A 22,898-nucleotide genomic window follows, 5' to 3' on the forward strand; every position below is an offset into this window, starting at 1 on the left:
GCAGCAGCACGAGCAGGGGCACGATGACGGTGCCGCCGCCGACCCCGAAGAGCCCGGACATGAGCCCGGCCAGCAGGCCGACCGCGATGCACACCAGATACAGACGAGCGGAGCGGGTCGGGCGGCCGGTCACGGCGGGGCGGGTCTCGGAAGGCACGACGTCCAGTCTCCCACCGGCGGGGCGACGCACCGCGCTCACCCGATCCCCCGTCCGGAAAAGAAAGCGGCCCCCGGTGGTCCGAAGCCGCGTCCACCGGGGGCCGTCGCCCTCACAGGTCAAGCAGGACGGTGACCCGAACACCGGACTGCGACCACTCGAGTGAGGGTGCGACAGAAGAAACGATATGCACCCCGCCGCCCCGCCCAGGACCGGTTGACACTGATAACTAGACCTGCTAACTATTTAGACCGATGAACTCTTGGTAGCGCTCCCGGGAATAGCTTCTCCGCCCCGGCTGTTCCGGTCGCTCATGACAACCGTAGGAATCATCGGAGCAGGAAACATCGGTTCGGCCCTCGCGAAGGGCTTCGCGCAGAACGGCTACGACGTCGTGATCGCGAACTCGCGCGGGCCCGAGACCCTGAGCGACCTGGTCGCCGAGGTCGGCGACAAGGCCCGAGCCGCGACCGCGCGCGAGGCGGCCGAGGCCGGCGACATCGTCGTCGTGACCGTACCGCTCAAGGCGATCGACGACCTTCCCGCCGCTGAACTCGCCGGCAAGACCGTGCTCGACACGAACAACTACTACTTCGAGCGCGACGGCCGCATCGCCGAGCTCGACGAGAAGAAGACCACGACCTCCGAGATGCTGCAGAAGCGCCTCCCGGAATCAGTGGTCGTGAAGGCGTTCAACCACATCCCGGCCGCCGACATCCTCACCGACGGCAGCCCCGCCGGCAGCGACGACCGTCGCGCCCTCGCCACCGCGGGCGACTCCGACGAGGCGGTCGCCCTCGTCACGCGCATCTACGACGAGTTCGGTTTCGACACCGTCAACGTCGGTTCGCTCAGCGAGAGCTGGCGCGTGGAGCGCGACCAGCCCGCCTACGTCGTGCGCCAGAACGCCGACGAGCTGACGCAGAACCTGGCCCGCGCCGAGCGCTGACCGCCGGGCGCCTCGCGCCGGGCACCGGACTCGTCCTGCCCGGCGCCTCGCGCCGAGACCACCTCGATAAACGGCATTCGTGCCGAGAAACGCCGCGCTGCCGCGTTTCTCGGCACGAATCGCGTTTATGGGTGCCCACCCACCCGGCGGCGGCGCCTGCGTCTCGGCGTCCGCACCCCGGGGGCTGCCGCCCCAGCGCCGGCCCCCGCGTCAGAGCGCGGCGAGCGCCTGGTCGACGTCCGCGACGAGGTCCTCGACCGACTCGATACCCACCGACAGGCGCACGATCGTCTCGGGGACGGCGAGTTCGGTTCCGCGGACCGAGGCGTGGGTCATGGCATCCGGGTAGTTCACCAGGGACTCCACACCGCCGAGCGACTCCGCGAGCGTGAACAGCCGAGTCGATTCGGCGAAGCGGCGGGCCGCGGCGCCGTCCGCGAGCTCGAGCGAGACGATGCCGCCGAAGCCGCTCATCTGCCGCGCCGCCAGCTCGTGGCCCGGGTGCGAGGGGAGTCCGGGGTAGTACACCTTCGCGACGCGGTCGTGCGCCAGCAGGTGCTCGGCCACCGCCTGCGCGTTCGAGCTGTGGCGCTGCATACGCACCGCGAGGGTCTTGATGCCGCGCGTGGTCAGGTAGGCATCGAACGGACCCGACACCGCCCCGGCGGCGAACTGCAGGAACTGCACCTTCTCGGCCAGGTCGGCGTCCGCGAACGCGAGAGCGCCTCCGACGACATCGCTGTGTCCGCCGAGGTACTTCGTCGCCGAGTGCACGACGACGTCGGCGCCGAGCGAGAGCGGACGCTGCAGCGCGGGCGAGGCGAAGGTGTTGTCCACGACCACCAGCGCACCCGCGTCGTGGCCGAGGCGCGCCAGTCCCGCGATGTCGGTGATGCGGAGCATCGGGTTGCTGGGCGTCTCGACCCAGACCATCTTCGGCGCGCGCTCAGCGAGGGCGGATGCCACGGCATCCAGGTCGCTCATGTCGACCACGCGCAGCTTCACGCCCCACGGGCCCAGCACCCGCGCGAGCAGGCGATACGTGCCGCCGTAGACGTCGTTGCCGAGCAGCACCTCATCGCCGGGGACGAGTGCCGCGCGCAGCAGCGCGTCTTCTCCCGCGAGCCCCGACGCGAACGAGAGCGCGCGCGCCCCGCCCTCGAGGGCGGCGATCTGGGTCTCGAGCGCGGTGCGCGTGGGGTTGCCGCTCCGGCCGTACTCGTAGCCGCCGCGGAGGCCGCCGATGCCGTCCTGCGCGTAGGTCGTCGAGACGTGGATGGGCGGGATCACCGCGCCGGTGGTCTCGTCGGGCGCCTGTCCCGCGTGGACGGCGAGGCTGTCGAAGCCGCGGGCGGCGTCGTGGGTGCTCATGCGGAGTGCTCCTCGGTGGGGGAAGGAAGGAGGGATGCCACGGGCGCGACATCGTAGCCGCGCGCGGTCATCCACTCGTCGTCGAAGATCTTGCTCAGGTAGCCGCGCCCGTGGTCGGGAAGGACGACGACCACGACCGCGTCGGCCGGGAGATCGCTCGCCACGCGCAGGGCGCCGACGACCGCCATTCCGCTCGAGCCGCCCACGAGCAGCCCCTCCTCGCGGGCGAGGCGCCGGGTCATCGCGAACGACTCGGCGTCGGAGACGCGCTCGTAGGCGTCGACCAGGGTGGGGTCGAACGCCGGGGGCCAGAAGTCCTCGCCGACGCCCTCGACGTCGTAGCCGTGGATGTCGTCGCCCGAGTAGATCGATCCCTCGGGGTCGACCCCGATGATCCGCACCGACGATCCCGCGACCTCGCGCAGGTAGCGACCGGTGCCTGTGATCGTCCCGCCCGTCCCGACCCCCGCGACGAAGTGCGTCAGCTCGCCGTCGGTGTCGCGCCAGATCTCGGGGCCGGTGCTCTCGTAGTGGCTGCGCGGTCCATTGGGGTTGGCGTACTGGTTGGGCTTGAAGGCGCCCGGGATCTCGCGCACGAGACGATCCGAGACGCTGTAGTAGGAGTTCGGGTCGTCGGGCTCGACGTTCGTGGGCGTGACCACGACCTCGGCGCCGTAGGCGCGCAGCACCGCTCGCTTGTCTTCGGCGACCTTGTCGGGCACGACGAACACGCAGCGATAGCCGCGCTGCTGGGCCACGAGGGCCAGACCGACACCGGTGTTGCCGCTGGTCGGCTCGACGATGACGCCGCCGGGCTGCAGCAGTCCGTCGCGCTCCGCAGCGTCGACGATGTTCGCGGCGATGCGGTCCTTGGCCGACCCCCCGGGGTTGAAGTACTCGATCTTGGCGAGGACCGTGGCGGCGGTGCCGTCGGTGACGCGGGTGAGGCGGACGAGGGGGGTGTTGCCGACGAGGTCGGCGACGCTCTGGGCGTAGCGCACGATGGGATCCAAAGGGGGTTGATGCGCCCTGTGCGGGCGCGGCTGACGGGGTCGTCGAAAGAGAACGCGGCGGCGTTCAGCGACAACAGCGACAGGTCAGCACGCGGCCAGCATACCCGAGCGACCCGGCCGCCGCACCAGCTCGGCCGGTCACGCGACCGCGCCGAGGAACTCCTCGAAGCTCTGCGCCGGACGACCGGTCACGCGCTCGACGTCGTTCGAGACCCCCGCGAGGTCGCCGCTCGCGATCGCGGTGTACGTGCTGACCCACGCGTCCACCTGCCACCGCGGCGCCCCGAACGCGGCGCGCGAGGCGTACGCCTCGTCGACCGTCTCGTCGTGGAAGCGCACCGGATGCCCGCGTACGGCCGAGATCTTCTCGGCGACCTCGGCCATGCTGAGCGCCTCGGGACCGGTCAGGTCGTAGGCGGTGTCGGCGTGCACGGAGGGATCCCGCAGCACCGCGACCGCGGTGGCGGCGACATCGGCGCGAGAGACGAGCGAGCAGCGGCCCTCGCCGGCCGGTCCGCGGATGACGCCGTCGTCTCCCGCGAAGAGCTCCATCATGTCCATGTAGAAGTTGTCGCGAAGGAACGTCCACGACATGCCCGACGAGCGGATGATCTGCTCGGTCGCGGCGTGATCGCGCCCCAGGGTGAAGACCGCGTCGGGCGCCGCCGCCAGGAACGACGTGTAGACGATCGAGCGCACGCCGGCGGCTGCGGCGGCCTCGACGAACGTCCGGTGGTGCTCGACGCGGTCGGCGGTCTCGGACGCCGAGACCATCAGCAGGGTGTCGACGCCCCGCAGGGCCGCGCGGGCGGCATCCCCGTCGGAATACCGGGCGACGTGCACCTCGGCTCCGTCCAGACGGGGAGCACGCAAGGCGTCGCGCACCAGCAGTCGCTGCGGGATGCCGCGGGCGGCGAGATCGCGAGCGACACGACCTCCGACGGCTCCGGTGGAGCCGGTGACGGCGACGACGGGCGGCTGGGACATGCGGCCTCCGGAAACGAGTGGGCGGTCCTTCCAGCGTAGGACGTGGCCGCCACCGTTGGCCGGGAACCGGCTAGGAAGCCGGGACGACCAACCGCGACACCCGCACCCGGACGCTCACGGGCGTCTCGTCGTCGCCGGCACCCCGCGCCGCCGCGGCGACGGCGGCCGCCACGGTCGCCGCGTCGTCCTCTCGCGAGACGCCGATGCACACGGTGATCGCCCGGGCTCCGGCGGCCTCGTCGACCGCCGTGAGAGAGCCGTCGGCGTCGGTCACGTGCTCGAAGGCCCGCGCCACGACCGGACGCGCGGAGTACACCTCGCGCACGCCCTCGACCGCGGTGACGGCCAGATCGATGCGCGGCGCCAACTCGGCTGCGGTGATGGTGGTCATCGGTCCTCCCCCTCGTCGAGGTGGACGTCGCCGACCGTCACGTCGACCCGGCCCACCCTCAGATCGCCGTGCTGTTCGATCGCGGAACGGATGCCGTCGCGCATCTGCTCGACGACGGCGGCCATCGGGCGGCCGAAACGCACGCTCACCGTCACGCGGACGTCGAGCGGCGCCTCGGGCTCGGCCTGGTCGACGCGTACGCGCCCGACGAACAGGCCGTCGATGCCGTCGCCCACGGTCCGGATCAGCTCGTAGAGCGCTCCCTCGGTCACCACCAGTTCGGTGCCGTCCGCGGCGCGCGCGAGGGGGATGTCGCGCCCCGCGCGGAACTCGCGCATGACCTCGCGCATGATGTCGTCGTACCAGGACTCGGCCAGGGGTTCGGCCGCCTGCTCCTCGACGATCTCGCGGGAGAGGCGCCCCATCCGATCCATGGACGCCAGGATGGCCTGGCACTCGGCGTTGCGCTCGATCGCGGGGATGCGGGGGGTGCGTCCGCGGTCGAGGTAGGCCGAGAGGTCTTCGAGGGAGTAGCCGGAGCCTCCGATGTCGTCGCCGTTCTCGCTCATCATGGTCACCTCCACTCCTGCATGCGTTCCAACACGGTCTTTCGGGCACGGGCGAGACGACCGCGCACGGTCGCCGCCGATTCACCCACCTCGACGGCGATCTCGTCGTAGCTGTGACCGCCGACCTCGCGCAGCACCCACACCACGCGCAACTCCTCGGGCAGATCGGCGAGCACCTTCTTGAGCGCGTCCATCTGCGACGACGCCACGGCCGCCCGCTCGGGGTCGTCCTTCGCGGAGACCATCTCTTCGTCGATCTGATCCGAGATCTTCCGCGATCGCATCCGATCGGTGACCTTGCGCGAGACGATCGTCGTCAACCAGCTTCGCACCTTCTCGGGATCGGTCAGATCCGGCAGGCGGCGCCACGCCGTGATGAGCGCCTCCTGCACGCAGTCGTCGGCGTCCGCCCGTGATCCGGTGAGGCGCGTCGCGAAGGCGACCAGGAAGGGGGCGTGGCGGCGCACGAGGACGCCGAACGCGAGTTGGTCGCCGTCGGCCGCGCGCGACGCGAGGAACGCGTCGGTGGCGGAAGACAAAGAGGGCATCGCGGTTCCTGTCGGCAATCTTTCAGAAACGGGCCGTGACGTTTCGCGCATCCGACCCGTCCCCTTAGCGAAACACCCCGGTACGACTTCGGTCCGGGATCTTGACGAAAGGACGCTCCTCATGGCACAGAACACCCCCTCCAGCGACGCCCGCAGCAACGGCGGCAAGACCGTCATCGTCGACCCCGTCGTCGCCAAGGTCGCCGGCATCGCCGCGGCCGAGGTCCCCGGCGTGCACGCCCTCGGTGGCGGCGCGGCCCGCGTCATCGGCAACATCCGCCAGGCAGTGGGCGCCAAGGACTACGCCCAGGGCGTGAGCGTCGAGGTCGGCGAGACCGAGGTCGCCGCCGACATCGCCATCCAGGTCGACTACCCCGAGCGCATCCAGCGGGTCGCCTCGAACGTCCGCTCGGCCGTCGAGAAGGCGATCACCGAGATCGTCGGCATGAAGGTCGTCGAGGTCAACGTGACCGTGGTCGACGTCTTCATCCCGGGTGACGACGACGACGAGCAGGAGGAGGCGCGCGTCCACTGACGTGACGTCCCCGGCCCGCGAGCTCCGGCTCGCGGGCCTTCGTCTTCTCCGGCCCGGCGTCAATGCGTCGAACGATGTCGGAGCCGCCCGCTAGCCTCGGCGACATCCTCCCCCTCACCCCCAGGAGACACATGCGCATCGCTCTGACCGGTTCGTCCGGCAAACTCGGCACCGTCGTCGCGCGCGAGCTGCGCGCCGCGGGCCACGACGTGATCGGCCTCGACGTCCGCGGCGAGCGCGGTCCCGGCTTCGTCCAGGTCGAGCTCACCGACTATGGACAGGTGATCGACGCCCTCGCGGGCGTGAACGACCAGCACGAGGGATTTGACGCGGTCGTGCACCTGGGTGCGATCCCGGCCCCCGGCATCCGTTCCGACATCGCCACCTTCCACAACAACATGACGAGCACGTTCAACGTGTTCTGGGCGGCGGTGCGGCTCGGCATCCGCCGCATCGTCTACGCGTCCAGCGAGACCGTGCTGGGGCTGCCGTTCGACGTGCCGCCGCCCTACATCCCGGTCGACGAGGAGTACGCACCGCGTCCCGAGTCGGTGTACTCGCTCGTCAAGACGCTCGAGGAGCGTCTGGCGACCGAGCTGGTGCGCTGGCACCCCGATCTGTCGATCACCGCGCTGCGGTTCTCGAACGTCATGGTGCCCGAGGACTACGCCGAGTTCCCCTTCGACGCCGACGCCCGCACCCGCAAGTGGAACCTGTGGGGCTACATCGACGCCCGCGACGGCGCCCAGGCGATCGAGCGCGCGCTGCAGACCGCTCCGGCCGGCTTCGACACGTTCATCATCGCCGCGGCCGACACCGTGATGACGCGCCCCAACGCCGAGCTGGTGGCCGAGGTGTTCCCCGACACCCCCGTGCACGGCGACCTGGGCGAGAACACGACTCTGCTGTCGATCGACAAGGCGCGACGCCTGCTCGGCTACGACCCGCAGCACACCTGGCGCGACGAGCGGTGACCCCGGCCCGGCGGGGGCGTGACAGACTCGGCGGATGGATGCCGAGAACCCCACCACGCCCCCTCCGGCATCGCACGACGACGAGCCCGTGATCCCGCTGCCCACCGCGCACGAGAAAGAGGTCAGCTACCTCGCCCGCAGCGGCGCGGTGGTCACCCTGCGGCTGATCGACACGGGACGCTTCGAGGTCAAGCTCGACACCCGCGGCGACTACACCGCCGTGCTGCTCTTCGACGGCGAGACCTTCGCGCTGCACCCGGCGCCCGGCGTGCACGCGATCGGCGGCACGGGTCTGACCGCGACCGATCTGTACGAACGGTTCTGACCCGCGCGCGCAAGCCCCGCTGCGCGCCGAGCCACCCCGGTTTGACTGGGGTCCTCGACCCGCCGGGAGGACCACCGTGAGCCACGACGCCGACACCTATGACATCGTCGTGATCGGCGCGGGCCCGGCCGGGACCGCCGCGGCGCTGCGCGCCGCCGAACTCGGTGCGTCGGTGGTTGTCCTCGAGGCCGGGCGCGTGGGCGGCACGTGCGTGAACACCGGCTGCGTGCCGACGCGTGTGCTCGCCAAGGCCGCCCGCCTGATGCGCGAGACCCGTTCGGCCGACGACTACGGCATCGTCGTGGACGAACCGCGCGTGGACTGGACGGCCGTCGTCGCGCGCGTGCACGAGCGGGTGGATGCCGTGCGCTCCATCAAGCGCGAGGCGGAGCGCTTCGCCGAGGCCGGCGTCGATCTCGTGCACGAGGGCCGCGCGCGCTTCGCCGACGACCACACGCTCGTCCTCGACAGCGGCCGGCGCGTGCGCGCGGAGTCGATCCTCGTGTGCGTGGGCGGTCACTCCCGTCGCCTGCCGATCCCCGGCGCCGAGCTCGCCACCGTCCCCGAGGACGTCCTGTCGCTGACCGAGCTGCCGGGCCGCGTCGCCGTCATCGGTGCGGGCAACACCGGGGCGCAGCTGGTGACGGTGTTCCGTTCCTTCGGCTCCGAGGTCACCTTGCTGGACGTGGCTCCGCGGGTGCTCATGGCATCCGACGCCTCCATCTCACGGGCGATCGCCGAGGCCCTCACCGGCCACGGCGTGGACGTGCGCACCGGTATCGACACGGTCGAGCGTCTCGACCGGCGGGAGGACGGGTCGATCCGCCTCACGTGGCGCGAGGACGGGGACGCCCGGGCGGTCGACGTCGACGTCGTCGTCATGGCGACCGGCTGGCCCGCCGACGTCGAGGACCTGGGCCTGGCGAATGCGGGCGTCGAGGTGGAGCGTTCGGCGATCCCCGTCGACCGGTATTTCCGCACGATCGTGCCGCACATCCTCGCGGTCGGCGACGCGAACGGACGCGACATGCTCGTGCAGGCGGCGCAGTTCGAGGGCGAGGCGGCGGCCGAGAACGCCGTTCTCGGCGCCAACCGGCGCACGCCCCATCACCTGCTGCCCGCCGGCGGGTTCACCGACCCCGACTACGCCGGAGTCGGCCTGACCGAGGAGCAGGCGCGCGATCGCGACCCCTCGTGCGTCGTCGCGACCGTGCAGTTCGCCGCGCTGGATCGCGCGGTCATCGACGATCGCGAGAACGGCTTCCTCAAGCTCATCGCCGACCGGCGACGCGAGCTCGTCCTGGGCGCCCACGCCGTCGGCGAGAACGCCGTCGAGGTCATCCAGTCGGTCACCACGGCGATGGCCGCCGGCATCGATGTGGCGACGCTCGCGGGGGTGCGCTTCGCGTACCCGACCTACAGCGCGGTGATCGGCAACGCGGCCCGAGCGCTGCTGCACGCCGACGCCCCCGCGCTGCTGGAGTGACACACTGAGACCGTGACCGCCACCGATCCCGTTCCGACGACCGCGCCCGCCGGCTCCCCCGCCAGGCGGGGACGCCCCGGGTACGACCGCGACGGCATCCTCGACGTGGCCGTCCGGGTGTTCAACGAGCAGGGCTACGACGCCACGAGCGTCTCGGACCTGGCCCGTCGGCTCGGCCTGACCAAGTCCGCCTTGTACCATCACTTCTCCTCGAAGGAGGAGCTGCTCTCGGTCGCACTCGAGGCGGCCCTCGGCGGTCTCGAGGCGGTGCTGGATCAGCCCGCGGCGCGTACGGGCGCGGCATCCGATCGCCTGCGGTTCGTGCTCACCGGCGCGACCGACGTCCTGGTCGCGCAGCTGCCCGCGGTGACGCTGCTGCTGCGCGTGCGCGGCAACAGCCCGGTCGAGCAGGCCGCGCTCGAGCGCCGGCGCGTGTTCGACCACCGCGTCACGGCCCTCGTCGCCGCGGCCCAGGCCGAGGGAGACGTTCGCGACGACGTCGACGCCGCCGTCGCCGCGCGCCTGCTGTTCGGAATGATCAACTCGGTCGTGGAGTGGTACCGGCCCGGCGGTGGGGTGGACGGCGATCGGCTCGGCGCCGACATCGTGCGGATCGCCCTCGACGGCCTGCGCACGTCCTGACGGCGGATGCGCCGCCGCGAGAGCCGGCGCGACAGGGGCCCCGCGCGACGCGCGGAGCCCCCGGAGACGCCGACGATCAGGCCCGCAGGTCGACGCCCTTCGGTTCCTTGATGAGCGAGACCGCGACCAGCGACACCAGCGCCGCGACGGCGATGTACGCACCGATCGTCCAGGAGGCGCCGGTCGAGCGCAGCAGCGCCTCGGCGATCATCGGCGCGAACGCGCCGCCGAGGATCGCACCGAGGGCATAGCCGATCGAGACGCCCGAGTAGCGCACGTTCGCGGGGAACATCTCGGCGTACAGCGCGGCCTGCGGGCCGTACGACAGCCCCAGCCCGAGGGTCATGACGAACAGCGCGACGAAGTACCAGATGATGTTCCCCGTGTCGATGAGGAACCACATCGGCACGGCCCAGACCGCCAGAAGCAGGTAGCCGAGCTGGAACGTGCGCACGCGACCGAGGGTGTCCGAGAGGCGACCGCCCCACAGGGTGAAGACGAGCCAGCCGAAGGATGCCAGGGTCGTGGCGAGCAGCACGGTGGGGCGCTCGAGCCCGAGGACGGTGACCGTGTAGGTGGCGAAGAACGCGATGAGCAGGTAGCCCGCGGCGTTGTTGCCGATGAACACCAGCGCGGTGAGCAGGACCTGACGCCAGTTCTTGCGGAAGAGCTGACCGAGCGGCGCGGACGACTCCTTGCGGCGGCGCACGAGGTCTTCGAAGACGGGGCTCTCCTCGACCGCGCGGCGGATGACGTAGCCGACGACGATGAGCACGATCGAGAACAGGAACGGCACGCGCCATCCCCAGGCGAGGAACGCCTCGGCCGACATCGACGAGGTGAGGATCCACAGCGTCGCGGTGGCGAGGATCATGCCGACCGGGACGCCGATCTGCGGGTAGGCGCCGAAGTATCCGCGACGGTGGACGGGGGCGTGCTCGACCGAGAGCAGCGCGGCGCCGCCCCACTCGCCGCCGGCCGAGAAGCCCTGCAGCACGCGCAGCAGGATCAGCAGAACGGGGGCGGCCACGCCGATCGCGGCGTACGTCGGCAGCACGCCGATGAGGGCCGTCGACACGCCCATCATGATGAGGGTCAGCACGAGCATCTTCTTGCGGCCGAGGCGGTCGCCCAGGTAACCGGCCACGATCGCACCGAGGGGGCGGAAGAGGAACGAGATGCCGATCGTCGCGAACGACAGCACCTGGGCGATGGCCGGGTCGGTCTGGGCGAGAGGGGCGAGGAACAGCGGCGCGAGCACGAGGCCGGCCGCCTGGGCGTAGATGAAGAAGTCGTACCACTCGATCGAGGTGCCCACGAGGGTCCCGGCGAGCACGCGCCGTTCCTCTCGTGAGATGCCGGTCGTGGTGGCACGGGTGGACGCCGCTGTCTGCGAGGCCATGAGAACTCCGTCGTTCTGTGGGCGGGATCGAACTCGGCGGCACCTGTTACCGACCGAGCGTTCAGTAATAGTGTCAGAGGTGCGCCCGTCCGACAAGAGGACGGGGGAAGGAGCCGCCATGACCCCCTGGACGATCGTCCCCGGAGCCCTCGACGAACGCCTCGGCATCGTCGTCACCGCGCAGGCGGCCGACCGGGTGTCGGCATCCATGCCCGTCGACGGCAACACGCAGTCGCTCGGTCGCCTGCACGGCGGGGCCACGGCGGCTCTCGCCGAGGCGGTGGGATCGTGGGCGGCGATGATCCACGCCTCGACTCTCGGCAAGGTGTGCGTCGGCGTCGACTTGAACATCACCCACCACCGCGGAGCCCGCGCCGGACGCATCCACGCCGTCGCCACCGCCGCGCACCGCGGACGACGCGTGGCGACCTACGACGTGCGCGTCGTCGACGACGAGGACCGACTCGTCGCCACCGCGCGCATCACGAACCTCATCGTCGATGGCGAGTGACGCCGCGTCTCGCGACGATCCGGGCGCGACGGCGCCCTCTGGCATCCTGGATGCCATGCAGAAGATCCGAGGGAGTGCACCGCCCCCATGCGGTGCACTCCCTCGCCCGTCGATGTCAGTCCCGAACATCTCTCGACGGGCGTATGGGTGTCATCTCGAAGCCGGAGACGACACCCACCCCCATCAGTGCGGTGTCGCCCACGCCGCGATCCTTACAGGGAGCCGGAAACTTTTCTCCGCGCCCTCCGCCGTAAGGTTTCCGCGGCGCGCGACACAGCCCTTGCGATCGAGCGGAGTCGCCCGCCCGTGACCGACGAGCAGGACTTCGTGGCCTTCTTCCGCGAGCATCACAACGCCGTCCTCCGCTTCATCGAGCGGCGGGTGTCGGACCGTGAGGCCGCGGCGGATCTGACGATGGACTGCTTCGAGATCGCGTGGCGCAAGCGCGATCCGCGCGATCCGTTCGGGTTGCCGTGGGTGTACCGCACCGCGCGCAATCTGATCGCGAACGAGTATCGGCGACGAGAACGCGAGGGGGCCCTGTGGACGCACATCGAAGACCACGTCCGCACCCTCGCGAGCGAGTCGGAGCCGTCGCTGGTGCGCGACCTGCTCGAGGCGATGCGCGCCCTGCCCGAGGCCGAGCGCGAGATCCTCTGGCTGACCTACTGGGAGGAGCTGCCCGCCGCCGAGGTCGCGATCGTGATGGGGATGAACCCGGGCGCGGTGTGGACCAGACTCAACCGCGCACGGGCGAAGCTGCGCCCGCTGCTGCAGGCCGCCGCGGTGCCCGCCGAGGGGGTGGGCGATGAACGACGATGAGTTCGCCCGCGCGATGCGGCGCCTCGATCCCGCGCGCACACCCGTCGACGCACCGATCCCCCTCGACGCCGAGCGGCGTCTGCGGGAGATCGTCGGCCGGCCCCCCGTGGCGCGTCCGCGCGCCGCCGCGCGACGACGTCCCGTCCTGGCGTGGACGTCGGCCGCCGCCGCGATCGTCGTCATCCTCACGATCGTCACGGGGGTGCTGTGGATGCCGGCTCCCTCGGCATCCGCCCTCACCCCCACTCCCCTCGTCTACACCTCCACGCCGGCCGACCCCACCGAGGCGATCGACGCCGCCCGGGCGCAGCTCGCGCGAGACGACGACGGCGTGGTCGCCGAACGCCGCTCCCTGTCGCTGGGGTGGTACTTCAGCGCGTCGCCCGACGGGGCCGAGGCCACCGTGTTCCGTCGCGAGTGGGTCGACCTGCGCTGGAACGAGAACTTCTCGGGTTCGATCGTCACCACGGCCGCCGAGGCGACGAACGCCGACGGAGACACCGTCCCCGCCGGCGAACCCACCCCCGGCACGGTCGTGGCCGAGTCGCGGTACGTGCAGAACCAGTTCCGACCGCTGTCGCCCACGCCCCCGACCCCCTCCGTCGACGCGATGCGCGAGCTGCTTCGCACCGCGGTCGGCGCCGAGGGAGAACTGACCGCCGGTGATGCGATCATCGGCGCGCGGACACTGCTGGGCGAGTGGACCCTCGACGATGCCCAGCAGTCCGCCCTGCTGCAGGTCGTCGCCGAGGCCCCCGGCCTGCGGGCGCTCGGCACGACGCGCGACCGCATCGGCCGCGAGGTGATCGGCCTGGGCGGCCTCCCGACCCCACCGTCGAACGCGGACGTGACGCTGCTGATCTCGGCCGACACCGGCCGCATCGTCGGCTTCGAGTCGGCCCTGGTCGACGCGAACACCGATCTCGATCTTCCCCCCGGCTCCCTGACCGAGTACGCCCTGTGGGACGTACGCGACCGAGAGGATGCTCCCCGATGAGCGAGAAAGCCCACCTCCACCCCGACATCGCCGCGGCGCTGGACGAGATCCCCGGGGGCGTCGTCATCGACTCCCATCACGCCCACTGGCCCGACCTCGGGATGAGCATCGACGTGCCCGACGAGCACGATCGCGCCGTCGGCAGCTGCGCGACGGGCAACGTCTGCGCCTTCAGCGGCTCGGGGCTGTCCGGCACACGCGTGTCGTGGTCGACGTGCGGCACCTACGCCCCCGGCATCACGGTGCGCTCGATCGCGAACGCCCGCTCCGCGGGGTACGCGCAGGCGCGCTCGTCGTCGGGCTCGGTGCTGGCCACGGCGATCGCGGGGTCGTCCGCGAACGTGTCGGGCACGGTCGCCGACGTGCGCTGCGTCCCCTGAGCCGCGAGGCGGGACGCGCTCAGCGCCACGGCCGCGCGGATCGCGCGCGCCAGTAGTCGACCGGATCCGCCGCGAGCGCGTCGAGGGCCGTCGGCAGGATCGGCGATGCGGCGACGCCCGCACGCAGGTGCTCGCGCGTCGTCGCGCCCACGAGCACGACGTCGGCGAACGGCTGGGCCCGGGCCACGCCGATCGCGAAGGCGTCGGCGGGGATCCCGGATGCCGCTCGCTCGAGGTCGCTGCCGGGGGCGGCCGTCGCGAGCTCGCCGTTGGCCAGCACCTCCTTCAACACGACCGTCCAGCCGACGGCATGCGCTTCGGCGAGCGCATCCGAGACGGTCGCCTCCCGGAGGTTCCAGGTCGACTGGACCGCGCGGAACGGGCTGTCGTCGAGGGACAGCGCCGCGCGCAGGACCTCGCCCTGGTGGGGGCCGCTCGTCGACAGGCCCACCCTCACCCCGCTCTCGCGCAGGGCCCGCAGGCGCGACATCACGGCGCTGTCCGCCAGCACCGGGCTGTCGGGCGTGACGGAGTGCACGAGGTACAGATCGGGCGGCGAGCCGAGGGCGTCGAGCGTCTCGGGCCACTGCCGGTCGAGCATCGCGGCCGAGTGCTCCTTGCGCTCGTGGACGTCGGCATCCATCCGCCACCCGCCGACATACGCGTAGCCCCACTTCGAGCCGATCGTCAGGGCGCCGCGGCGTTCGGGATGAGCCGCGAGCCACGCCCCGAGGAACTGCTCGGCGTACCCGTAGGACCGCGCCGTGTCGATGTAGCGGATGCCGAGCCCCCACGCCTCGTCGAGCAGCTCGTGCGCCCGGGCGCGCATCGCGTCGATCGAGCGCTCGGCGGGGGCGCCGAGGTCGGCGTCGCGTGCGGTGGTGATGTAGGCGGGGCGGCCGACGGCGGCCAGGCCGAGGCCGAGGGGGACGGGAGCGCTCATGCTCCGACGCTAGCGGGGGTGAAACGCGTCCGGGCCGCGGGAACATCGCCGCCCCGGGTGAGGTTGTCGGTGGTGTCCTTCTCGGCGAGACCTCCGGAAGCGAGACGCCATGACCTCTCTCGACCCCCGCACCGACGACCGGCAGCCGATCTGCCCCGCATGCGGCATCACCATGCACCCCCTCCTGGACGAGGGAGAGGATGCCGACGAGTGCCGCGAGTGCGGGTTCCAGCTCGAATGGTCGTCGCCGCGCGGTCGGGTCCGGATCGACGACGACGACGACCGCCCGCGCACGCGGTGGGACGACGAGGACTGAGCGCTACCGTGCGCGCGAGCGGCGGATCTCGAGCCCGCTCAGAACGGCCGCCGTCGCCGAGAACGCGACGGACACCCCCAGGGCCACGGTGAGGGCCGCCGCGAAGGCGGCCGGGTCGGGGGCGGGGGCGCCCGGCTCCGAGGCGCGGGCGGTGCCGGCGAGCACGACGACGAAGCTCGTGCCGAGCACGGTCTGCCCGATCGAGGCGCCCACGCGCTGCGCGGTCTGCACGACGCCGCCGGCGACCCCGCCGCGGGACGGGTCGACATCGGCGAGGGTGAGCGTCTGGTTGGGCGTCACGATCGACCCGCCCGCGATGCCCAGGACGAACAGCGGCACGCACAGACGCAGGATCACTCCGACCGGGTCGGTCGCCCCGGGGGCGGCCTGGACGACGAGAGCCAGCACGACGGTCACGAGCGTGAACACCGACACGGCCCCCAGCAGCAGGGGTCGGCCCACGCGCGTGATGAAGCGACCGGCGACGGGGGGCGCCGAAGACCGTGCCCACGGCGTAGGCGGTCACGCCCAGCGCCGACTGCAGCGCCGTGAAGCCCAGACCGTCCTGGTAATACAGGGCGAGCACGAGCGGGATGCCGGTGTTGCTGCAGAAGAACACCACCGCGAACACGACCCCCGTCACGAACGAGCGAGTGCGGAACAGGCGCAGGTCGATGAGCGGAGCGGCATCCGCTCTGGTCAACCGTCCCTCGTGCCGGACGAAGGCGGCGAGGAATCCTGCAGCGGGGATCAGCAGCAGCAGGGTCAGCGGACCGCCGCTCTGCCCGGTCTCGACGACCGGGAGCAGGAGGCACAGCAATCCCGCCCCGAGCAGCGCGACACCCCACAGGTCGAGGCTCCGCCCCGCGGTGCGAGCGACCGGCGGATCGGCGGCGACCCAGCGTCGTGCCAGGACGACGGCGGCCAGGCCGATCGGCACGTTGATGAAGAACACGAGACGCCAGCCGGCGGCCTCACCGCCCGCGGCGATCAGGAGCCCCGCGACGACGGGGCCGAGTGCCGTGCCCGCGCCCACGGTCAGCCCGAGACGCCCGAAGGCCCGCCCCCGCTCGCCCGGCGGGAAGGCGTTCTGGATGAACCCGGACACCTGCGGTCCGATCATGCCGCCGAACATCCCCTGCACGACGCGCGCGGCGATGAGCACTCCGGCGGTCGGCGCCAGCCCCACCGCAGCGCTGGCCACGACGAACCCGAGCATCGCGACGATGAACATCCGTCGTCGCCCGCGCCCGTCGCCGAGCCGCCCGCCGATGACGGGGACGAGTCCGAACGCCAGGACGTAGCCGGTCACCACCCACTGCAGTTCGCTGGCATCCGCGCCCGTGGCGCGACCGATCGAGGGGAGGGCGACGTTGGTGACGCTGAGATCCAGCAGCGAGGCGAACTGCCCCATCAACAGGATCGCGAGGGCGCGCCAGCGGCGCGGATCGGCCGATGTCGTCACGGATGCGGCGACGCGGCGGGTGCGGCACGGCCCGATCTCGACATCGCTTCCTCCCGTGTTGCGTCGTCCCAGAGTACGACCGGCGCGGGCGCGCGGATGCCCGAGCCCCGCCCGGGCGGAAGCGAATAAGCTACGTCCGACGATCCGTCGCCCCGCGCGTCGAGCGCCTTTCCCACCCCGACCCGTAGCGCGAAGCCGCGCCGCCGGGACCGGCATCCCCCTCCCGGAGGTCCCGATGACCCACTCCCCCGCCGCCCGTATGCACGAGGTCAGCGACGAGACGCGGACGATCGTCGACATGGTTCTCGAGTACTCCCGAGGTCGGCTGAACGCCGAGGACACGCCCCTCGACAAGCCCCTGCCCGCCGCCGAGCTCACCCGCCTGGCCGGGCGCACGATCGATGAGAACGGCATCGGCGCGCGCAAGGCCCTCGGTGTCTTCGAGCACGTGCTGGCGCCCGCGTGCATCACCACCGACGACCCCCGCTACCTGTCGTTCATCCCCAGCGCCCCCACCAAGGCGGCCGCGGCGTTCGACCTGGTCGTCTCGGCCAGCGCCCTCTACGGCGGCTCGTGGCTCGAGGGCGCCGGCGCCGTGCACGCCGAGAACGAGGTCCTGCGCTGGCTGGCGAACGAGTTCGGTCTGCCCGCGGGCGCCGGGGGCGTGTTCGTGCAGGGCGGGACGCTCGGCAACCTCTCGGCCCTGGTCGCCGCGCGCGAGGCCGCCCGCGATCGATTCGCGGATGCCGGGAAGCCCCGACCCGACGCGTGGCGCGTGGTCTGCAGCGTCGAGGCGCACTCCTCGATCGCCTCGGCGGCCCGAGTGATGGACGTCGAGGTCGTCGGCGTGCCGGTGGGCGAGGACGGCGTGCTGCGCGGCGCCGCCGTACGCGCGGCCCTCGACGAGTACGGGGACAGCGTTTTTGCCGTCGTCGCCACCGCGGGCTCGACGAACTTCGGCATCGTCGACGACATCGCCGACGTCGCTCGCGCGGTCGAGGGCACCGACGTCTGGCTGCACGTCGACGGGGCCTACGGGCTCACCGGTATGCTCTCGCCCCGCGCGCGCCACCGTTTCGCCGGCGTGGAGCACGCCGACTCCCTCGTCGTCGACCCGCACAAATGGCTGTTCGCCCCGTTCGACGCGTGCGCCCTGATCTACCGCGATCCCGAGCTCGGGCGCCGCGCGCACACGCAGCACGCCGAATACCTCGACACGCTCACCGAGACGAGCGACTGGAGCCCCTCGGACTTCGCCGCTCACCTCACCCGGCGCGCCCGCGGCCTGCCGCTGTGGTTCTCTCTCGCCACCTACGGCGCCGCCGTGTACCGCGAGGCGATCACGGCCGCGATCGATCTCGCCGAGCGCATCGCCGAGGAGATCGAACGCCGACCCGAGCTCACGCTGGTCCGCCGCCCTCAGCTGGGGGTGGTCGTGTTCGAACGCGTGGGCTGGGCCAAAGCGGACTACGACCGCTGGTCGGCGCAACTGCTCGACGGACAGCATGCCTTCGTCACCCCGTCGAGCCACGCCGGGCGGGTGAACGCGCGCTTCGCCATCCTCAATCCCCGGACGTCGTTCGACGACCTGGTGGGGATCCTCGACACGATGGCGTGAGGCGCGCGCCGCGGTCCCCGGCGTGTGCACAGCGGCGGGAATACTCGCCGACACGCCGTCGTCTGCAACGACGCAACGGCCAGTCTGCAAATTCCCCCGCCGGTGTGCACCGCAGAGGGCCGGGGCGAGGCGCGGGGCGGGGCGCGCCTCGGCGGAGGCGCGGGCCGAGCCCGCCGCACCCGAAAATGACGAAAGCCCCGGATCTCCGGGGCTTCATCCGTAGCGGGAGCGGGGCTTGAACCCGCGACCTCACGATTATGAGTCGTGCGCTCTCACCAACTGAGCTACCCCGCCGCACGGCATCCGGGATTCGAGAGAGGATGCCTTGAGCCCCGAGTCAGGATTGAACTGACGACCCCTTCCTTACCATGGAAGTGCTCTGCCACTGAGCTATCGGGGCGTTCCCGGATCGCTCCGGGCAACTAGAAGAGAATATCAGAACTCGATACTCTCGCACCAATCGGTCACCCGCCGGCGTGCTGACGCAGCCACGCGATGGGGTCGATCGGGGTCGTGCCGTTCTGCAGGATCTCGACGTGGGTGTGCGCGCCGAACGAGCGACCGGTGTTTCCGGTGCGGCCGAGGAACTGTCCGACGTGGACCTTCTCGCCCTGCTTCACCTGCAGCGAGCCGTACTGCATGTGCCCGTAGCGGCTCGAGACGAGCTGCCCGTCGATCTCGTGGTCGATCAGCACGGTCACACCGAAGGCGCCGCCCTGCTCGGTCGCAATGCGCACGGTCCCGTCGGCGATCGCCTGAACGGGCGCTCCCTCGCCGGGGACGAAGTCGGCGCCCTCGTGGAAGCCGCCGTCGCGCATGCCGAAGCCGTAGGTGATCGGCACGCCGACGGCGAAGGGCCACTGGATGGGCGCCGTCGGGTCGTTGACGTAGAAGTTCGAGGGGTTGCTGATGCCGGAGTCGGCGGCCATCTTGGCGTAGGTGGTGGCGCTGTACCCGTCGGCGCGGTCGACCACGGCCGAGGTGGCCTCGGCCGGTGCGACGTACGCCTGGATCTGACCGTCGCCCGCGGCGACGTCGCCGCCGACCGCGAGGCGGGTCGTGGCGGTCTCGGCGGGGGCCGTGACGCTGTCGGTGCCGCTGGCCGAGGCGAGGGCGCTGACCGGCATGGTCATGCCGACCGTCAGCAGTCCGACGACGCCCATGACGCCGAACGAGAACGACGTGGCCGCGATGCGGCGGACGTTGCGACGCGTGCGAGGGGCCGCGGGCAGACCGTCGACGACGGGCTGGGCCGGGGTGGCGATGGGAGCCTGGACGGCGGTCTCGCCGGTGAACGCGAACAGGCGCGCGGCTGACTCGAACTCGTCGGTGGCGGCGTCGGCGGCCGTGTCGCCGAGACCGAACGCCGCACCCGGGGCCTCGAGCGCCGGACGCACGGGAGCGGCCGGAGCCTCGATGGGGGCGGACGGTTCGCTGCTGTCGAGGATGACCTCGGCCTGCGGGCGGCGGCGGGAGCGGCGCGTCACCGGGAGCGTGATGGGAGAGGTGGGAAGCGACACCGGCGTGGTGGCGACGTCGCTGTCGGCGCTCTGCAGGATGACGGCGACCTCGTCGGAGCGCGGCTCGGCGACGACGGTCACGTCGAGGGAGTCGACGGGCTCTTCGGCCGGCGTCTCGACCTCGGACAGGGTCGGCTGGATCGTCGCGGCGATGACCGTCTCGATGACGGCGGCTGCGACGTTCTCGACCAACTCGGGCTGCGAGGCGGCGTCGGCGTCCACCGGGGCCGGGTCGGCCGCCTTGACGGGGGGAGCGTCGATCGTGGCGACGGGGGTCTCGCTCGCGGCGCGACGACGCATCTCGGCTCGGGTCAGCCGGGGTGCGGTCTCGGGAGCGGGCTCGGTGAGGGGGCGACGAGACCGCCGGGTGACGGCGGGCTCAGTCGAGGAGGCTTCTGAGGGCAACGCGCGGGGGCTCTCGTGTCGTGTCGCGCAAGGGCGACGGCTTCGGGCTGGGGGGCTGGGCCGTTTCCGCAGGTTCGGGTTGCGGAAAGTAACGAACAGGTAAAGACACTACCCCGAGCGGTCTGAGAATGCCATGACAACGACCGTCATTTCACCCGCGGGTACACCAGGAGGGGTTCGAGCCGGGCGAAGAACGCCGGGCTCGCGGCGATCACCATGGCGTTTCCGGGGCGACCACCCGGCGCGCCGCCGATACGGCCCCCCGCCTCTTCGACCAGCAGCGCACCGGCCGCGTGGTCCCACGGGTGCGTGCCCTTCTCGTAGTAGGCGTCCACGCGTCCCGCGGCGACCGAGGCCAGATCGAGCGACGCCGCGCCGATGCGGCGGACGTCGCGGGCGATCGGCATCACCCGCGAGAGCTGGTCGAGCGCGGGACCGTGCGTCTCGGGGTCGTAGCCGAACCCCGTGGCGACCAGACCCCCGGCTTCGCCGACCTCGCTGACCGACAGCCGGTCGTCGCCCAGCCACGCTCCCCCACCCCGCGACGCGCGGAACAGCTCGCCCGTGACGGGGTTGAACACGGCCCCGGCCAGCGCCGTCCAGGTCGCCGGATCGGCCGATCCCTCGACCGCGGCGATGCTCACGGCCCAGGCCGGGATGCCGTAGGCGTAGTTCACGGTGCCGTCGATCGGGTCGACCACCCACGTGATGCCGCTGGTGCCGGCCTCGGCTCCGGACTCCTCGCCGTAGAAGCCGTCGTCCGGGCGCTCGCGCGCCAGCTCCGCGCGGATGAAGGCCTCGACCTCGCGGTCGGCGGCGGTGACGATGTCGGCGGCGGCGGACTTGGTCGCGGCGACCGTCACGCCCTCCTGGCGCCGTCGGTGGGCCAGCGCACCCGCGTCCTGGGCGATGCGCGCGGCGAGGTCGAGCAGGTCTGCGGCAAGGGTCATGGCATCCACCGTACGTGCGCCACCCCTCGCAAAGAATTCGTCCCCCTCGTTAGCGTGGGCTCATGACCGCTTCGGAGACTCGCCGGTACGACGTCGTCATCGTGGGGGGCGGGCACAACGCCCTGGTCTCCGCGGCCTATCTCGCCCGCGCCGGGCGCTCGGTGGCGGTGATCGAGAGATCGGATGCCGTCGGCGGCGCCGCGGTGTCGGAGCGTCCGTGGCGCGGGGTCGACGCCCGACTGTCGCGATACTCGTACCTGGTGAGCCTGCTGCCGCAGAAGATCATCGACGACCTGGGCCTGCGGATCACCCTGAAGCGGCGGCGCTATTCGTCGTACACCCCCGATCCGGCCGATCCCTCGCGCGGCATCCTGATCGACACGCAGGATGCCGAGGCCACCGCCGCCTCATTCACCCGCACGCTGGGCGAGGCCGGCGCCGCCGAGGCCGAGCGCTTCGCCGCGTTCGGCGAGCGCATCGCGCCGCTCGCGCGGGCCGTGTTCCCCACCATGACCGAGCCGCTGCCGACGGCCGACGAGATCCGCGCCGCGGTGGGCGACGACGAGTTGTGGGACGCGCTGACCACTCGCCCGCTCGGCGACCTGCTGCGCCGATCGTTCGAGAGCGACCTGGTGCGCGGGATCGTCCTGACCGATGGGCTGATCGGAACCTTCTCGACGTCGGACGACCCCTCGCTCGCGCAGAACCGCTGCTTCCTCTACCACGTGATCGGCGGCGGGACCGGTGACTGGGACGTCCCCGTGGGCGGCATGGGTGCGGTCACGAAAGAACTCGAACGCGTCGCGCTCGAGGCCGGCGCCGACATCTACGTGGGGGTCGAGGTCATGTCGATCTCGCCCGACGGCGACGTGCACACGATGACCGACCGCTCCGAGGTCTTCCACGGCGATCTCATCCTGAGCGGTGTCGGTCGGGCCGTGCTCGACTCGTTGTTGTCCGCGGGCGGCAGCTCGACGACCGGCGCCGAGACACCCGAGGGCGCGCAGGTGAAGGTCAACATGCTGCTGTCGCGTCTGCCGCGCCTGCGCGACGAGTCGGTGACCCCCGAGGCGGCGTTCTCGGGCACCTTCCACGTCAACGAGGGGATGACCCAGGTGGATGCCGCCTACGCTGCGTCATCCGGAGGCCTCCTCCCCGAGCCGCTCCCGGTCGAGATCTACTGCCACTCGCTGACCGACCCCTCGATCCTGGGCGATCACCTGGTGGCGGACGGAGCGCAGACCCTGACGATGTTCGGCCTGCAGGTACCGCACCGGCTGATCGCCGGCATGGACCCCGTCGCGGCGGGCGCGAAGCTGCTCGCGGCCGCCCAGGCCTCGCTCGAGTCGGTCATCGCCGAGCCGCTGCGGGACTGCATCTTCCGTGCCCCCGACGGACGGCTCTGCATCGAGGCGCGCACCACGCGCGACCTCGAGGAGTCGCTGAACATGGTCGGCGGCGACATCTTCCACGGCCCGTTGTCGTGGCCGTGGCTCTCGGCGCCGGCCACGACCCCCGCGGAACGCTGGGGCGTGGCGACCTCGCACCCCCGCGTGCTGCTGTGCGGGTCGAGCGCGCGGCGCGGGGGCGCGGTCAGTGGGATCGGCGGGCAGAACGCCGCG

The 22,898-nt window shown here is 71.8% G+C and carries 24 protein-coding genes, 2 tRNA genes and 1 pseudogene; 13 read left to right on the plus strand and 14 right to left on the minus strand.

Annotated elements, in window-relative coordinates:
• The first annotated feature begins 470 nt into the window (after nt 1–470).
• Complete coding sequence (locus QZ433_RS06020; protein ID WP_295780736.1) at nt 471–1,106, plus strand: NAD(P)-binding domain-containing protein; 636 nt, start codon at nt 471–473, stop codon at nt 1,104–1,106.
• Nucleotides 1,107–1,316: 210 nt separating this feature from the next.
• Here QZ433_RS06020 and QZ433_RS06025 read toward each other — a convergent pair whose 3' ends face one another.
• The 6 genes from QZ433_RS06025 to QZ433_RS06050 form a co-directional block, all read right to left on the minus strand.
• Nucleotides 1,317–2,477 (minus strand): cystathionine gamma-synthase, encoded by a 1,161-nt coding sequence (locus tag QZ433_RS06025; RefSeq protein ID WP_295780737.1) that lies wholly within the window; start codon nt 2,475–2,477, stop codon nt 1,317–1,319.
• Entirely contained in the window at nt 2,474–3,478 is a 1,005-nt protein-coding gene (locus QZ433_RS06030) for a pyridoxal-phosphate dependent enzyme (RefSeq protein ID WP_295780739.1), read from the minus strand. The genes QZ433_RS06025 and QZ433_RS06030 overlap by 4 nt, the downstream gene beginning before the upstream one ends.
• 150 nt (nt 3,479–3,628) lie before the next feature.
• Nucleotides 3,629–4,477, minus strand: coding sequence for an SDR family oxidoreductase (locus QZ433_RS06035; protein ID WP_295780741.1), 849 nt, complete (start codon nt 4,475–4,477; stop codon nt 3,629–3,631).
• 70 nt (nt 4,478–4,547) lie between these two features.
• The gene (locus tag QZ433_RS06040) at nt 4,548–4,868 is read right to left on the minus strand and encodes a hypothetical protein (protein WP_295780743.1); all 321 of its coding nucleotides are present in this window, start codon (nt 4,866–4,868) and stop codon (nt 4,548–4,550) included.
• Complete coding sequence (locus QZ433_RS06045) at nt 4,865–5,440, minus strand: Asp23/Gls24 family envelope stress response protein (RefSeq protein ID WP_295780774.1); 576 nt, start codon at nt 5,438–5,440, stop codon at nt 4,865–4,867. Before QZ433_RS06045 ends, QZ433_RS06040 begins: the two co-directional genes overlap by 4 nt.
• A 2-nt stretch (nt 5,441–5,442) precedes the next feature.
• Nucleotides 5,443–5,985, minus strand: a complete 543-nt coding sequence (locus QZ433_RS06050) for a sigma-70 family RNA polymerase sigma factor (RefSeq protein ID WP_295780744.1) — start codon at nt 5,983–5,985, stop codon at nt 5,443–5,445.
• Between the two features lie 121 nt (nt 5,986–6,106).
• Here QZ433_RS06050 and QZ433_RS06055 point away from each other — a divergent pair, with 121 nt between their 5' ends.
• The 5 genes from QZ433_RS06055 (at nt 6,107) to QZ433_RS06075 (ending at nt 9,947) form a co-directional block, all read left to right on the plus strand.
• The gene (locus QZ433_RS06055; RefSeq protein ID WP_295780745.1) at nt 6,107–6,520 is read left to right on the plus strand and encodes an Asp23/Gls24 family envelope stress response protein; all 414 of its coding nucleotides are present in this window, start codon (nt 6,107–6,109) and stop codon (nt 6,518–6,520) included.
• Between the two features lie 131 nt (nt 6,521–6,651).
• Nucleotides 6,652–7,494 (plus strand): NAD(P)-dependent oxidoreductase, encoded by an 843-nt coding sequence (locus QZ433_RS06060; protein WP_295780747.1) that lies wholly within the window; start codon nt 6,652–6,654, stop codon nt 7,492–7,494.
• 34 nt (nt 7,495–7,528) lie between these two features.
• Nucleotides 7,529–7,819, plus strand: coding sequence for a hypothetical protein (locus tag QZ433_RS06065; RefSeq protein ID WP_295780748.1), 291 nt, complete (start codon nt 7,529–7,531; stop codon nt 7,817–7,819).
• 76 nt (nt 7,820–7,895) lie between these two features.
• Entirely contained in the window at nt 7,896–9,305 is a 1,410-nt protein-coding gene (locus QZ433_RS06070) for an NAD(P)/FAD-dependent oxidoreductase (protein WP_295780750.1), read from the plus strand.
• Between the two features lie 12 nt (nt 9,306–9,317).
• Nucleotides 9,318–9,947, plus strand: coding sequence for a TetR/AcrR family transcriptional regulator (locus QZ433_RS06075; RefSeq protein WP_295780751.1), 630 nt, complete (start codon nt 9,318–9,320; stop codon nt 9,945–9,947).
• A 76-nt stretch (nt 9,948–10,023) separates the two neighbouring features.
• Here QZ433_RS06075 and QZ433_RS06080 read toward each other — a convergent pair whose 3' ends face one another.
• Nucleotides 10,024–11,349: an MFS transporter gene (locus tag QZ433_RS06080; RefSeq protein ID WP_295780753.1), complete on the minus strand. Its 1,326-nt coding sequence runs from the start codon at nt 11,347–11,349 to the stop codon at nt 10,024–10,026.
• A 118-nt stretch (nt 11,350–11,467) separates the two neighbouring features.
• Between QZ433_RS06080 and QZ433_RS06085 the strand changes: the two genes are divergently transcribed.
• From QZ433_RS06085 to QZ433_RS06100, 4 genes are all read left to right on the plus strand, one after another.
• Complete coding sequence (locus tag QZ433_RS06085) at nt 11,468–11,860, plus strand: PaaI family thioesterase (RefSeq protein ID WP_295780754.1); 393 nt, start codon at nt 11,468–11,470, stop codon at nt 11,858–11,860.
• A 306-nt stretch (nt 11,861–12,166) separates the two neighbouring features.
• Nucleotides 12,167–12,682 carry a sigma-70 family RNA polymerase sigma factor gene (locus tag QZ433_RS06090; protein ID WP_295780756.1) on the plus strand — a complete coding sequence of 172 codons (516 nt, stop codon included), beginning with the start codon at nt 12,167–12,169 and terminating at the stop codon, nt 12,680–12,682.
• Entirely contained in the window at nt 12,669–13,679 is a 1,011-nt protein-coding gene (locus tag QZ433_RS06095; RefSeq protein ID WP_295780758.1) for a hypothetical protein, read from the plus strand. Before QZ433_RS06090 ends, QZ433_RS06095 begins: the two co-directional genes overlap by 14 nt.
• On the plus strand, nt 13,676–14,059 hold the full coding sequence (locus QZ433_RS06100) for a peptidase inhibitor family I36 protein (RefSeq protein ID WP_295780759.1): 384 nt from the start codon (nt 13,676–13,678) through the stop codon (nt 14,057–14,059). The genes QZ433_RS06095 and QZ433_RS06100 overlap by 4 nt, the downstream gene beginning before the upstream one ends.
• A 19-nt stretch (nt 14,060–14,078) precedes the next feature.
• Here QZ433_RS06100 and QZ433_RS06105 read toward each other — a convergent pair whose 3' ends face one another.
• The gene (locus tag QZ433_RS06105) at nt 14,079–15,002 is read right to left on the minus strand and encodes an aldo/keto reductase (RefSeq protein ID WP_295780761.1); all 924 of its coding nucleotides are present in this window, start codon (nt 15,000–15,002) and stop codon (nt 14,079–14,081) included.
• 109 nt (nt 15,003–15,111) lie between these two features.
• Here QZ433_RS06105 and QZ433_RS06110 point away from each other — a divergent pair, with 109 nt between their 5' ends.
• Nucleotides 15,112–15,318: a hypothetical protein gene (locus tag QZ433_RS06110; protein ID WP_295780763.1), complete on the plus strand. Its 207-nt coding sequence runs from the start codon at nt 15,112–15,114 to the stop codon at nt 15,316–15,318.
• A gap of 3 nt (nt 15,319–15,321) precedes the next feature.
• Here QZ433_RS06110 and QZ433_RS06115 read toward each other — a convergent pair whose 3' ends face one another.
• The gene (locus QZ433_RS06115; RefSeq protein ID WP_295780764.1) at nt 15,322–15,780 is read right to left on the minus strand and encodes a hypothetical protein; all 459 of its coding nucleotides are present in this window, start codon (nt 15,778–15,780) and stop codon (nt 15,322–15,324) included.
• Nucleotides 15,781–15,871: 91 nt separating this feature from the next.
• Nucleotides 15,872–17,083 (minus strand): annotated as a pseudogene (locus tag QZ433_RS15115) (MFS transporter); the annotation flags it as partial.
• Here QZ433_RS15115 and QZ433_RS06125 point away from each other — a divergent pair.
• Nucleotides 17,019–18,401, plus strand: coding sequence for an aminotransferase class V-fold PLP-dependent enzyme (locus tag QZ433_RS06125; protein WP_295780767.1), 1,383 nt, complete (start codon nt 17,019–17,021; stop codon nt 18,399–18,401). The pseudogene QZ433_RS15115 and the gene QZ433_RS06125 sit on opposite strands and share 65 nt — an antisense overlap.
• Nucleotides 18,402–18,621: 220 nt before the next feature.
• Here QZ433_RS06125 and QZ433_RS06130 read toward each other — a convergent pair.
• The 4 genes from QZ433_RS06130 to QZ433_RS06145 form a co-directional block, all read right to left on the minus strand.
• Nucleotides 18,622–18,695, minus strand: a tRNA-Met gene (locus QZ433_RS06130).
• Between the two features lie 34 nt (nt 18,696–18,729).
• Nucleotides 18,730–18,801: transfer RNA gene (locus QZ433_RS06135), tRNA-Thr, on the minus strand.
• Nucleotides 18,802–18,865: 64 nt separating this feature from the next.
• On the minus strand, nt 18,866–20,221 hold the full coding sequence (locus QZ433_RS06140; RefSeq protein WP_295780769.1) for a peptidoglycan DD-metalloendopeptidase family protein: 1,356 nt from the start codon (nt 20,219–20,221) through the stop codon (nt 18,866–18,868).
• A 251-nt stretch (nt 20,222–20,472) separates the two neighbouring features.
• On the minus strand, nt 20,473–21,276 hold the full coding sequence (locus QZ433_RS06145) for an inositol monophosphatase family protein (RefSeq protein ID WP_295780771.1): 804 nt from the start codon (nt 21,274–21,276) through the stop codon (nt 20,473–20,475).
• A 62-nt stretch (nt 21,277–21,338) separates the two neighbouring features.
• Between QZ433_RS06145 and QZ433_RS06150 the strand changes: the two genes are divergently transcribed.
• The coding region (locus QZ433_RS06150) for an NAD(P)/FAD-dependent oxidoreductase (RefSeq protein WP_295780772.1) at nt 21,339–22,898 on the plus strand (1,560 nt) is incomplete at its 3' end.

This window comes from uncultured Microbacterium sp., assembly GCF_913776565.1.
In the GTDB taxonomy this organism is placed as follows: Bacteria; Actinomycetota; Actinomycetes; order Actinomycetales; family Microbacteriaceae; genus Microbacterium.

Excerpts from the sequence above, each read along its gene's own strand:
- QZ433_RS06045 (WP_295780774.1), bottom strand. The coding sequence starts at position 5,440 with ATGATGAGCGAGAACGGCGACGACATCGGAGGCTCCGGCTACTCCCTC.
- QZ433_RS06145 (WP_295780771.1), bottom strand. The coding sequence starts at position 21,276 with ATGACCCTTGCCGCAGACCTGCTCGACCTCGCCGCGCGCATCGCCCAG.
- QZ433_RS06125 (WP_295780767.1), top strand. The coding sequence starts at position 17,019 with ATGACCCACTCCCCCGCCGCCCGTATGCACGAGGTCAGCGACGAGACG.
- QZ433_RS06065 (WP_295780748.1), top strand. The coding sequence starts at position 7,529 with ATGGATGCCGAGAACCCCACCACGCCCCCTCCGGCATCGCACGACGAC.
- QZ433_RS06020 (WP_295780736.1), top strand. The coding sequence starts at position 471 with ATGACAACCGTAGGAATCATCGGAGCAGGAAACATCGGTTCGGCCCTC.
- QZ433_RS06035 (WP_295780741.1), bottom strand. The coding sequence starts at position 4,477 with ATGTCCCAGCCGCCCGTCGTCGCCGTCACCGGCTCCACCGGAGCCGTC.
- QZ433_RS06055 (WP_295780745.1), top strand. The coding sequence starts at position 6,107 with ATGGCACAGAACACCCCCTCCAGCGACGCCCGCAGCAACGGCGGCAAG.
- QZ433_RS06040 (WP_295780743.1), bottom strand. The coding sequence starts at position 4,868 with ATGACCACCATCACCGCAGCCGAGTTGGCGCCGCGCATCGATCTGGCC.
- QZ433_RS06025 (WP_295780737.1), bottom strand. The coding sequence starts at position 2,477 with ATGAGCACCCACGACGCCGCCCGCGGCTTCGACAGCCTCGCCGTCCAC.
- QZ433_RS06095 (WP_295780758.1), top strand. The coding sequence starts at position 12,669 with ATGAACGACGATGAGTTCGCCCGCGCGATGCGGCGCCTCGATCCCGCG.
- QZ433_RS06140 (WP_295780769.1), bottom strand. The coding sequence starts at position 20,221 with ATGCGTCGTCGCGCCGCGAGCGAGACCCCCGTCGCCACGATCGACGCT.
- QZ433_RS06110 (WP_295780763.1), top strand. The coding sequence starts at position 15,112 with ATGACCTCTCTCGACCCCCGCACCGACGACCGGCAGCCGATCTGCCCC.
- QZ433_RS06100 (WP_295780759.1), top strand. The coding sequence starts at position 13,676 with ATGAGCGAGAAAGCCCACCTCCACCCCGACATCGCCGCGGCGCTGGAC.
- QZ433_RS06060 (WP_295780747.1), top strand. The coding sequence starts at position 6,652 with ATGCGCATCGCTCTGACCGGTTCGTCCGGCAAACTCGGCACCGTCGTC.
- QZ433_RS06080 (WP_295780753.1), bottom strand. The coding sequence starts at position 11,349 with ATGGCCTCGCAGACAGCGGCGTCCACCCGTGCCACCACGACCGGCATC.
- QZ433_RS06105 (WP_295780761.1), bottom strand. The coding sequence starts at position 15,002 with ATGAGCGCTCCCGTCCCCCTCGGCCTCGGCCTGGCCGCCGTCGGCCGC.
- QZ433_RS06050 (WP_295780744.1), bottom strand. The coding sequence starts at position 5,985 with ATGCCCTCTTTGTCTTCCGCCACCGACGCGTTCCTCGCGTCGCGCGCG.
- QZ433_RS06085 (WP_295780754.1), top strand. The coding sequence starts at position 11,468 with ATGACCCCCTGGACGATCGTCCCCGGAGCCCTCGACGAACGCCTCGGC.